Origin of the sequence: Mameliella sp. MMSF_3455, from assembly GCF_030733205.1 — a bacterium.
Lineage (GTDB): Bacteria > Pseudomonadota > Alphaproteobacteria > Rhodobacterales > Rhodobacteraceae > Antarctobacter.
In genome coordinates this window covers 45,927-56,684 of record NZ_JASHJL010000033.1, presented here as the reverse complement: position 1 = coordinate 56,684, position 10,758 = coordinate 45,927, and the positions used below count along the sequence as shown (strand labels likewise).

Genomic DNA, 10,758 nt, shown 5'->3' with positions numbered 1-10,758 from the left:
TGGCTCTGGCTCTGGCTCTGGCTCTGGCTCTGGCTCTGGCTCTGGCTCTGGCTCTGGCTCTGGCTCTGGCGAAGGGTCTTCCACCCTCTCTCCATCCACCAGCCTGTATTGCTCGGACACGTACTCGCGCAGGACCCAGTCGGTGTAAGGTTCGCGCAGGTCCCCGTTCTCGTCGGTCACGGCCGGGTCGAAAGAGGCGTAGGTCTCGAAAACCGAGGTCACAAGCGCAGTTTCATCCGGGGCCAGGTTCTCTTCCCCAGCCCAGCTTTCATAGCCGGTGTACAGGGTCACACCGACGTCCTGGCCATAGAGTTCCAGCGCCGCCTCGGCGAACTCGGTTGCGTGGACGTGATCGCTGTGCTCGATCTCGCTGGTGTCGTCCTGCAACATCACCTCTTGCGGGGCATGCCGCGTCATTATCGCCCCCAGGACCTCGGTCAGTTCGTCCGAGGTGTAGGTCACCGCGCCGTCCACGGTCGTGACCTCGGCCAGTTGCCCTTCGGCCAGCCGTTCGAGACTGCCAAATCCATAGGCCTGGGTGCCCGCGCCGTCGATCCCGTCGGGCGTGCGCAGGAAATACAGGCGCACCTGCGGCGCATCGGCCAGGTAGCTGCTCTGCACCTCCCAGGCCTCGCCACCGACGTCTAGGGTCACGGTCTCGTCCACCCAGGAATCCGGGCCAGAGCCCGCCATCTGCGCATAGGCGGCTTTGGCCCCGGCCTCGCGCGCCTCCCAGTAGTCGGCGCCCTGCCCGGCATCGCCCGCGGTCAGGTAGACCGTGGTCATCGGGTCTCCCGCGGCGATGGTCTCGGCAATGGTGGGGTTCATGAACAGCAGATCATCGTCGGCATGCGCGACGATGGCCATGTCACCGCCTGGGTCCGCGGGGCTGAGCGGCTCGACCGTCAAATCGATCACTGAGGGATCAAGGCCGGTGGCCGCATCGGTCAGATCGGCAACGGGCAGTCGGACGGGCACTTCGGCCTGCATCTGCGCAAGCGGATGGTCGTCTTTGAGGATTGACATCACGCCATCACTGTCGATCTGGGCCGAGAAGGTCGCGGTTTCCCCGGCCACCAGCGCATCCTCGGCCACCAAGAGATAGCTCTCGTCGCCCTGGCTGAAATCGAAGTAGAGATCGGCACTGGCGCCCATCTGCCCAAAGACCAGTTGCGGCGCCTCTCCGTGAACGCCCAGCGCCATCAGCGGCTTTGACGCGCCATCGCCCAACAAGTCGAACTGCACCGCCACATCGATGCGCAGCGGTCCGGTGAACAATCCGTTCAAGGTCGGCAAAGCCATTTTCCCAAGATCCCTGCCCTGGCGCAGGCCCTTCGGTGCCGGGAGCCTGCCGATCCGGTCCGGACGCGGGGCGCGCTCGGATATGGCCATAAAAAAGCCACACTCTCACCTCGCGTCACCTTACACATGCCAACATTGCGCGAACCCGGTTTTGAGATCCAGCGCCGGGAAACACTCTGTTCCGGGTTCGCAGACGAAACAAAGCCCTCTGCTCGCGCCGACTTGTGACAACTTTGACCCAAAGCCGCGCAACGCCGTGACCCTTCTGCCACGCAGGCGCCAACAAGGACCGGCCCACCGACCCGAATCGCAACGAGGGCCGCGCAAGCGCCTATGCTGTCGCGACCCCAAGACGGATCCGACGGATGCCCCTGCCCCTTCGCCGTATCGCCGCCCTTACGATGCTGCTGGCCTGTAGCCTGATGCTGCCCCGCGCGCTGGCGGCACAACCGGAGGGTCATACCGGCTGGCCCGGCGACTGGCAGACCTTCTGGTCCTCCGGAGAGGCATTTCTGATTCTGCAACAACGCGGCGACGCGGTCAGCGGCACCTACCAGCCCGGCGGCGGCACCGTCGCCGGCGTAACGCGCGACGGAGTTCTGCGCGGCACATGGTCCGAGGGTGGGGAAAGCGGCGATTTCATCTTTGTTCTGTCGGCGGACGGGCAAAGCTTTGCCGGGCGGTTCGGGTCAGGTGACTGGTGGAACGGGCATCGCGCCGCGATCGCCCAGCAACAACGCCCCGCCTGGTTCAGCGGTGCCACTCCGCAGGCGACGCTGCGCAGCATCCTCACCGCGGGCAATGACGCCATCTACCACGGGCGCGAAGGCCAGGTACGCTGGATCGAACCGTTGCTGACTTACGATGGCCCGGACGGGGACTCGTCGGACCGGGAACGTCGGCGGCGCGCGCTCTGGCACATCCTCGACATCTCGACTTTCCGGCTTTGGGATGCACCGGTCCCGCCCGCCGGGGCAGAGCCTGGCGAGACGCTGGCCTTCGAGATCAGCCCGGCTGGCACAAGCGCCGACCACAGCCTACGGTTCCGCCTGGGAACTGATGGACTGTGGCAACTGGTCGTCCCGCCTGCCGTGATCCTGCAGGCAGATCTGGAACGACTGATTGATGCCCGGGGGCACGACACGCTGGAGGCGCTCGAACGGGCGCGAGCCGGCAGTCCGCGCATGGTGATGATGGACTTTCTCCTTGGTGCCAATGACTGGGACGGCGCGGGCGATGCCCGTGCATTGCGGGCGCTGAACCTTGATCACGTCCCGCGCCAGTTGCGCCGGATCGAGGGCGCGCTGATGGCCGATTACCTCCGCCAGAGCATCGACCGGATCGGTTTTGTCTACTGGCAGGAGATCCCCGACGATCCCAACCGCCCCCTGCCGTATGTCTATTATCGCCATCCGGTCGGCGACATCACCATCGCGCCCACGGACATCCTCGACGACGAGGGGCGCACCGTGGAGCGGCGCTGGCGTTTCTCACGCGAGACGATGGCAGAGTTGCCAGACATCTACGCGGCCCTCGAAAAGATGCCTCTTGCGCCCGGCCTGACCACGCAACCGCCCCTGTCACAGTTCTTTGCCACGCGGCAGGCGGTCCTTGCGCGTGCCGGTTGGCTGCAAGCCGAGGCCTGGGGACTGGAGACCTGGCAATGGATGGGAGTGCTAGCCTACCTGGGGGTCATGACGCTGGTGCTGATGACAGGATCGGTCGTCGCGCGCCGCCTGGCGGGACGGGATAGCCAGAAGGGACGCCTTGTGGGACAGTTGGCCAGCCCGGTCGGCTTGATGGCCGTCGCCTTGCTGTTCCTTGACGCCAGCGAGCGGCTGGGCCTGACGTTGCGGGCTTTCGGCGTGATGTCGGGCCTGTCCGCGATGCTGCTGATCCTGGCCGGCGCAGCGCTGACCTATCGTATCGTCTCGCTGATCTTTGACGCACTTATGACCAAGGCGACGCAGACCCTTGCCTACACGGACGAAATCGTACTGTCGCTGGCCCAGGGATTGATGAAACTGTTGATCGTCGTCGGGGCGGTGATCGGCTGTGCCGATGTTGCCGGCCTGCCCTACGAAGGGGTCCTGACCGGCCTGGGGATCGGCGGCGTGGCCCTGGCCTTTGCCGCACGCGAAACTGTGTCCAACATCATCGGCGGCGCGATCCTTCTGTCCGACCGTCCCTTCCGCAAGGGCGACCTCGTCGAGGCAGCCGACTCGCTGGCCGTGATAGAAACGGTGGGCCTGCGTTCGACGCGCCTGCGCAAGCTGGACGACACCCTGATGATCGTGCCCAACGCCCAGCTTTCTGACCAGGTGATATCCAACTGGGGCAGCCGGCGGAGGCGTCGCGTCTTGATGAAGATCGGCCTCACCTACGAAACCCCGCGTGCGCAACTGGAACAGTTCGTGGCGCGGCTGATGGAGATTTACCGCGATCAACCGAAGGCCGAGACCGACAATGTGACGATCGGCATCACGTCGCTTGGCCCCCACAGTATCGACATCGAACTATGGGGGCACTTCCGCGTTTTCAGCTACGAGGCGCAGATCGCCGCGCAACAGGCGCTGATCCTCGATATCCTGTCCCTGGCCGAAGAGCTGGGCATCAACTTTGCCTACCCGACGCAGACCGTGCACCTGGCCGCAGACAATGGGTCAGGTCCGACCACGGCATAGATTGCGGCGCAAAGCTCCGGTCAGATCGACAGCCGCCGTTTCCGCGCGCCGCCGCGTCGTTGCGGCTGGGGCAAGGGCAGGTCCAATGGCACCGCCGGGCACCGGATCGAGTGATGCAGCAAGTCGCAGAACACCGCCACCGCCGGATCTGTGCCCGCAAACGGCTGGGCACAGGTCCAGGCATGCAGCGCCTCTTCCTTGTAGCTCGCACATCCCGGCAGGCTGCCCAGCCATTGCATGTAGCCCATGCTGGCCAGTTCCCGGGCCCGTTCCAGTGTCTCGGCCCGTGTCTGCAATAGGGTGGTCAGTACCCGTTCGATCGTCATCGCGCCCTCCGCGCAAGGCTGGGGCGGGGATCATGGATCGGCGGCAGGACGGGCGGCAGATTGCCATTCGTCTTTCGCGTCTCCGGGGCACCCCGCCCGGGTTGAGTGGCTTGGGCGCAAGGCGCCCGGCGATGGCAGGTCTCCTGACTTGCGGGTCAAGGCGCTGTCCCGAACCTTCCCGGGCCTTGCGGCCCAGTGGTCACTTCGGGATGGCTCGCCGCTTACAGTTGCGGGGGCAGTCGCGGACTTGGGACAAAGCCCCTCACCGCGTTCCCTTTTCAGACCGCGCGGGCGCGGTCACCATCTGTGGTCAAAGTGGCGCAGCGCTCTCGCCCGGTCAAGCGGTTCGGGCCGAAAGACTTGCTTGAACGCCGAAGTGCCGCCTCAAGTCCGCCGCTTGCGCCGATGCAACGCAGGCGACAGAGTGCAGGCATGGGCCAGATCACCGTCAAACAGCTCGAAGCCTTCGTGCAGGTGGCCGACCTGGCCAGCTTTCGTCGTGCAGCGGAACGGCTGAACACGACCCAGCCCAATATCTCGACCCGGATCTCGGCGCTGGAATCGCTGTTGGGGCTGCGCCTGTTCAACCGCGACGCCGGGTCGGTCCGGTTGACGCCGACGGGCCGGACGATGCTGCCCCGAGCCCGGGCCGTTCTGACCGCGATGGACGGGTTCGTCGCCGCCGCTGGCGAAGATCACCTGTTCGAGGGCGTGCTGCGTCTCGGCGTGACAGAGATGATCGTGCACAGCTGGCTGGGCCCCTTCCTGCGGGCGCTCAAGGATCGGTTTCCGGCCATCGACGTGGAACTGACGGTGGATCTGTCCGCCAATCTCTCGCCCGCGCTGTTCAGCCGGGGGCTGGACCTGACGTTGCAGAGCGGGCCGTTCGGGCGGCAGATCTCGGGTGGCGTGGACCTTGGCGCGTTTCCACAGGTCTGGGTCGCGGCGCCGGGCCTGGGCCTGCAGGGCCGCGCGCTGAGCCTGCGCGACATCGCGCGGCACCCGGTGTTGACCCATGCCCGTGGCACCCTGCCCTTCGAACAATTGCGCGACCATGTCGCCTCGCACCCGGACCTGGACGTGCGGCTGGTGCCTTCGACCAACCTTGCCGCCTGCCTGCAGATGACGCTGGACGGCCTGGGGCTGGCCTGCCTGCCAGAGATCATGCTGCGCGACCAGATCGCCGCCGGGCGGCTGGTGCCCCTGCGCTACCTTTGGGTGCCGGACCCGCTGCGCTTTCGGGCACGTTACGACGCGGGGCTGGCGCCGTCCTATGTCGCCCGGGCGGCCGAACTGGCGCAGGAGGTGGCGCGCGCGCACTTGGCGCCCCCAGAGGATAAGAAAACTCGATCCTCCTGATCCGATCAAATAATTGGATCGCATGATGTCAGGTCGCTAGGCTCGACGGGACCACCGACAGGAGCCCATCATGCCCGAACCGCTTTATCGCCTTGGCGTCGACATCGGCGGGACCTTTACCGACGTGGTACTGGAAGGGCCGGACGGGCTGACCTCGACCAAGGTGCTGACCACCCATGCCGCCCCTGAAGAGGCCATCGTCGAAGGGCTGCACCGGGTTTGCGACCTCGCAGGCGTGGCCGCGGGACAGATCGCCCAGGTGATCCACGGCACGACGCTGGCCACCAATGCGCTGATTGAGCGACGCGGCGCAAAAACGGCGCTGGTCACGACCACCGGCTTCCGCGACGTGATCGAGATGCGCACCGAAAGCCGGTTCGAGCAATACGACCTGAACCTCGTGCTGCCCGAGCCGCTCTTGCCCCGGAACCGGCGCTACACAGTGAAAGAGCGCATGGACGCTGACGGTGGTGTCCTGATCCCGCTGGACCGGGCCGAGGTCGAAACCCTGGCCGAAACCCTGCGCGCGGGCGGATACGACAGTGTCGCCGTGGGCCTTTTGCACGCCTATGCCAATGACGCGCATGAGCGCATGGTGGCCGAGGTGCTGGCCGAAGCTTTGCCCGGTGTGGACATCTCGCTGTCCTCCGAGGTCTCGCCGCAGATGCGCGAGTACGAGCGTTTCAACACCACCATCGCCAACGCCTATATCCGCCCGCTGATGGCGTCCTATCTTGGCCGGCTGAAGGAACGGCTGGCGCACGAGGGGGCCGATTGCCCCGTCTTCCTGATGCATTCGGGCGGCGGCATCCTCTCGCTGGAAATGGCCGCGAAATTCCCGGTACGGCTGGTGGAAAGCGGCCCCGCCGGGGGCGCGATCTTTGCCGCCGAGATCGCGGCACGGCACGGGCTGGACCGGGTATTGAGTTTTGACATGGGCGGGACGACGGCCAAGATCTGTCTGATCCGCGGGCATACGCCCAAGACGGCGCGGGTCTTCGAGGTGGCGCGCAGCTACCGGTTCAAGAAAGGTTCGGGGATGCCGATCTCGATCCCGGTGATCGACATGGTGGAAATCGGCGCCGGGGGCGGCTCGCTGGCTTCGGTGGATGCGATGAACCAGATCCGTGTCGGCCCGGAAAGCGCGGGATCGGAACCCGGCCCGGCCTGCTACGGGCGCGGCGGCACGCGACCCGCCGTCACGGACGCGGACCTCGTCCTGGGCAAGCTGGACCCAGCAAATTTCGCCGGCGGCTCCATCACGTTGGACCCGGACCGCGCCGAGGGGGCGCTACGGGCAGAGATCGGAGACACGCTGGAGATGGACGCGCTGGAAGCCGCTTACGGTCTGGCCGAGGTGGTGGACGAGAACATGGCAAATGCCGCGCGCGTGCACGCGGTGGAAAACGGCGAAGACCTGGGCCGTTACACGATGATTGCCTTTGGTGGCGCCGCGCCACTGCACGCCGCGCGGCTCTGCGAAAAGCTGGGCGTGGCGCGCTGCCTGGTGCCACAGGGCGCGGGCGTGGGATCGGCCATCGGGTTCCTGCGCGCGCCCTTCAGCTTCGAGGCGAACCGCTCGGTCTTTACCCGGATGCGGGAGTTCGACGCCGCGACGGTCAAGGCGCTGTTCGCCGAACTGCGCGACGAGGCGGAAAGTTTCGTGCGCACCTGCGATGCCACGGCCCCGATAGACGCCGAGGCCAAGGTCTTCATGCGCTATGCCGGTCAGGGTTGGGAAATTCCGGTTCCTGTCCCGCCAGAAGACATGGCGGCGCCCGATGCCGACCGGCTGCTGAGCAGGTTCGAGGCGGAATACACCGCCCTGTTCGGCCGCACGGTCGAGGGGCTGGAAGCGGAAATCACGGTCTGGTCGGTCAATGCCTTCACCACCCGGCCCGCTGTTGAGCCTGTTGCGCCGACCGCGCACGCCGACGAGATGACTGGCGAGGGCACCCGCCCGCTCTTTGACCCCGCGCGCGGCGCGCGGCTGACCGCGCAGGTCCTGCCGCGCGCCGATCTGCCAACGGGCGCCTTTGTGACCGGTCCGGCGCTGATCACCGAGGACGAGACCACCGTCGTTGTTCCCGCCAGCCGCGAGGTCATCGCCCTGCCGGATGGCACGCTGGACGTGCGCCTGCCGCACTCCGCAGATCAAAAGGACGCCGCCCATGTCTGAACCGTCGAAGGTCGCCTACCAGGTGATGTGGACCCGCCTGATCTCTGTCGTCGAGGAACAGGCGCAGGCGCTGGTGCGCACGGCCTTTTCCCCCTCGGTCCGCGAGGCGGGGGACCTGTCGGCCGGGGTCTACGACGCCGAAGGGCAGATGCTGGCACAGGCGGTCACCGGCACGCCGGGCCATGTCAACGCGATGGCCGATGCCTTGGGTCATTTCATCCGCCGTATCGGTCGGCAGAAGATGTTTCCCGGCGACGTTTATCTGACCAACGATCCCTGGGAGGGCACGGGTCACAAGCATGACATCACCGTGGTCACGCCGGTCTTTCGCGACGGGCTCTTGATCGGTTTCTTCGCCTGCACGGCGCATGTGACGGACATTGGCGGGCGCGGCTTCGGCGCCGATGCCAATGACGTCCACGAGGAAGGGCTGTACCTGCCGATCATGAAATTCGCCGAGCGCGGCGAAGTGGACCGGACGCTCTTGCAGATCATCCGCGGCAACGTGCGCGAGCCGGACCAGCTTGTCGGTGACATCCACGCGCTGGCCACCTGCAACGAGATCGGACAGCGGCGTCTGCTGGAGATGATGGAGGAATTCGCGCTCTCCGACCTCGAAGGCGTGTCCGATTTCATCCTCACCAACTCTCGCAAGGCCACGCTGGAGCGGATCAATGCGCTGACACCGGGCAAGGCCAGCGGGCACATGCGAATCGACGGCTATGCCACGCCCATCGACCTGCATGTGCAGCTCAGCATCGAGGCTGACCGCATCCTCTGCGACTGGACCGGGACCAGCGGTGTCGATCCCAAGGGGATCAACGTGCCGATGGTCTATACCAATGCCTATGCCTGCTACGCGCTGAAATGCGCCATCGCACCGGAGATCCCGAACAACGCAGCCTCTCTGGCGCCCTTCGAGGTGACGGCACCCGAGGGGACCATCGTCAACGCCCCCTTCCCGGCGCCCGTCGCCCTGCGTCATGTCATCGGTCACATGGTGCCCGACACGGTCTATGACGCGCTGGACAAGCTGCTGCCGGACACGGTGCCCGCCGAGGGCGCAGGCTGCCTGTGCAATTTCATGCTGTCCTTGCGGCCTGCACCGGGGGCCACGAATGCGCGACGGGCCGAGGTGCTCACCTTCAACTCTGGCGGATCGGGCGCGCGACCGGGGTTGGACGGAATGAGCGCCACGGCCTTTCCCTCGGGCGTGATGACCATGCCGGTCGAGGCCACGGAACAGGCAGGGCCGGTGATCGTCTGGCGCAAGGAACTGCGCCCGGACTCGGGCGGCGCGGGGCAGTTTCGCGGCGGGCTGGGCCAGTTCATGGAGGTCGGTGCGCGCGAGGGGCATGTCTTTGACTTCTCCGCCATGCTGGACCGGGTCGACCACCCGGCGCGCGGGCGGCGCGGCGGAGGCAGCGGCGGCGCCACGGTCATTGCCCGGTCGGACGGAACCGCGATGCGCGGCAAGGGGCGGCAGAGCGTTCCCGAAGGGCAGCGCGTTTTGATGGAATTCCCCGGCGGCGGAGGCTATGGCACGCCGTCGATGCGCGATCCGGCCCAGGTCCGCCGTGACCTTGCGCTGGGTTACATCACGCCCGACCACGCGGCCCGGCATTACGCCGTTACGCCCGAAGAGGCCGCGCAGATCATGAAACGTGCCCAAGACGGAGAGGTCTTTTGATGGCAGCCCCCGGTTTCTCCCCCACGCCCACGAAATCCTCCTACGACGTCGTCATCATCGGCGGCGCGATCATGGGCTCTGCCACCGCCTGGTTCCTGTCCGACAACCCCGATTTCAACGGGTCGGTTCTGGTGGTGGAACGCGATGCCAGTTTCGCGCAATGCTCGACCGCGCACACCAACTCCTGCATCCGGCAGCAGTTCTCCGACCCGCTGAACATCCGCATCTCGCAGTTCACGGCCCGCTTCATCAAGGAGCTGCCAGAGCGGATGAACGATAGCCGCGTGCCCCGGCTGGACGTGCAGAGCTATGGCTATCTCTACCTGGCCGACACCGAAGAATTCGCCGATGTCCTGCGCCGCAATGCCGAGGTGCAGCGGGCCGAGGGTGCTGGCACCGAGATCCTGAGCCGCGCGGAAATCGCGTCGCGCTATCCTTTCTACCAGCTCGACGACATCCTTGCCGGGTCGATCAATACCCGCGACGAGGGCTATTGGGATGGCGGCACGCTGTTCGACTGGTTCCGCCGTTCGGCCCGCGACCGGGGCGTGGAATATGTTGCAAACGAGGTCACGGGCCTGACCCGCGAGGGCGGTCGGATCACCCATGTGACGCTGGCCAGCGGCGAGCATATCGCTTGCGGCCATGTGGTGAATGCCACCGGGCCGCGCGCGGCGCGCACGGCGGCAATGGCCGGGATCGACCTGCCGGTGGAGCCGCGCAAGCGGTTCACCTGGGTGTTCTCTGCCGAAACGCCGCTGGACCGCGAATTGCCCCTGACCATCGACCCTACGGGTGTGCACGTCCGGCAGGATGGGCCGACGACCTACCTTGCCGGGGCCGCGCCCGAGCAGGATCACGCCGTCGATCCGGATGATTTCGCGATGGATCATGCCCGCTGGCAGGAGCATGTCTGGCCGATCCTCGCCACGCGCATTCCCCAGTTCGAGGCGATCCGCGTCGTGACCGAATGGGCAGGGCATTACGCCTACAACACGCTGGATCAGAACGCCGTTCTGGGACCGCATCCGGAGATCGGGAACTTCCTCTTCCAGAACGGGTTTTCCGGCCACGGATTGCAGCAGAGCCCGGCCATGGGGCGCGGTTTGGCGGAATGGCTGACCTACGGCGAATACCGCAGCCTCGACCTGACGACCTACGGGTTCGAGCGCATCGCCGAGAACCGCCCGATGATCGAACGCGCGGTGATCTGAGACA

At 66.2% G+C, this 10,758-nt stretch carries 7 protein-coding genes and 1 riboswitch; of the genes, 5 read left to right on the top strand and 2 right to left on the bottom strand.

Going from position 1 to position 10,758, the window contains the following annotated elements; all coding sequences use genetic code 11:
- The coding region (locus RBB42_RS20460; protein ID WP_306043821.1) for a PIG-L family deacetylase at positions 1 to 1,302 on the bottom strand (1,302 nt) is incomplete at its 3' end.
- A gap of 365 nt (positions 1,303 to 1,667) precedes the next feature.
- Between RBB42_RS20460 and RBB42_RS20455 the strand changes: the two genes are divergently transcribed.
- Complete coding sequence (locus RBB42_RS20455) at positions 1,668 to 3,986, top strand: mechanosensitive ion channel family protein (RefSeq protein ID WP_305971737.1); 2,319 nt, start codon at positions 1,668 to 1,670, stop codon at positions 3,984 to 3,986.
- Between the two features lie 20 nt (positions 3,987 to 4,006).
- Here RBB42_RS20455 and RBB42_RS20450 read toward each other — a convergent pair whose 3' ends face one another.
- Positions 4,007 to 4,312, bottom strand: coding sequence for a hypothetical protein (locus tag RBB42_RS20450; protein ID WP_305971736.1), 306 nt, complete (start codon positions 4,310 to 4,312; stop codon positions 4,007 to 4,009).
- A gap of 116 nt (positions 4,313 to 4,428) precedes the next feature.
- A riboswitch (cobalamin riboswitch) is annotated at positions 4,429 to 4,632 on the bottom strand.
- Positions 4,633 to 4,744: 112 nt separating this feature from the next.
- On the opposite strand from RBB42_RS20450, the gene RBB42_RS20445 reads away from it, so the two are divergent.
- The 4 genes from RBB42_RS20445 (at position 4,745) to RBB42_RS20430 (ending at position 10,754) form a co-directional block, all read left to right on the top strand.
- A complete protein-coding gene (locus tag RBB42_RS20445) occupies positions 4,745 to 5,671 on the top strand; it encodes a LysR family transcriptional regulator (protein WP_306043820.1) in 927 nt (308 codons plus the stop codon).
- 70 nt (positions 5,672 to 5,741) lie between these two features.
- A complete protein-coding gene (locus RBB42_RS20440; RefSeq protein WP_305971734.1) occupies positions 5,742 to 7,850 on the top strand; it encodes a hydantoinase/oxoprolinase family protein in 2,109 nt (702 codons plus the stop codon).
- Positions 7,843 to 9,540, top strand: coding sequence for a hydantoinase B/oxoprolinase family protein (locus RBB42_RS20435; protein WP_305971733.1), 1,698 nt, complete (start codon positions 7,843 to 7,845; stop codon positions 9,538 to 9,540). Before RBB42_RS20440 ends, RBB42_RS20435 begins: the two co-directional genes overlap by 8 nt.
- A complete protein-coding gene (locus tag RBB42_RS20430; protein ID WP_305971732.1) occupies positions 9,540 to 10,754 on the top strand; it encodes an NAD(P)/FAD-dependent oxidoreductase in 1,215 nt (404 codons plus the stop codon). Before RBB42_RS20435 ends, RBB42_RS20430 begins: the two co-directional genes overlap by 1 nt.
- Positions 10,755 to 10,758 lie beyond the last annotated feature (4 nt).

Coding starts and splice junctions, on each gene's coding strand:
- RBB42_RS20440 (WP_305971734.1), top strand. CDS start 5,742: ATGCCCGAACCGCTTTATCGCCTTGGCGTCGACATCGGCGGGACCTTT.
- RBB42_RS20435 (WP_305971733.1), top strand. CDS start 7,843: ATGTCTGAACCGTCGAAGGTCGCCTACCAGGTGATGTGGACCCGCCTG.
- RBB42_RS20450 (WP_305971736.1), bottom strand. CDS start 4,312: ATGACGATCGAACGGGTACTGACCACCCTATTGCAGACACGGGCCGAG.
- RBB42_RS20455 (WP_305971737.1), top strand. CDS start 1,668: ATGCCCCTGCCCCTTCGCCGTATCGCCGCCCTTACGATGCTGCTGGCC.
- RBB42_RS20445 (WP_306043820.1), top strand. CDS start 4,745: ATGGGCCAGATCACCGTCAAACAGCTCGAAGCCTTCGTGCAGGTGGCC.
- RBB42_RS20430 (WP_305971732.1), top strand. CDS start 9,540: ATGGCAGCCCCCGGTTTCTCCCCCACGCCCACGAAATCCTCCTACGAC.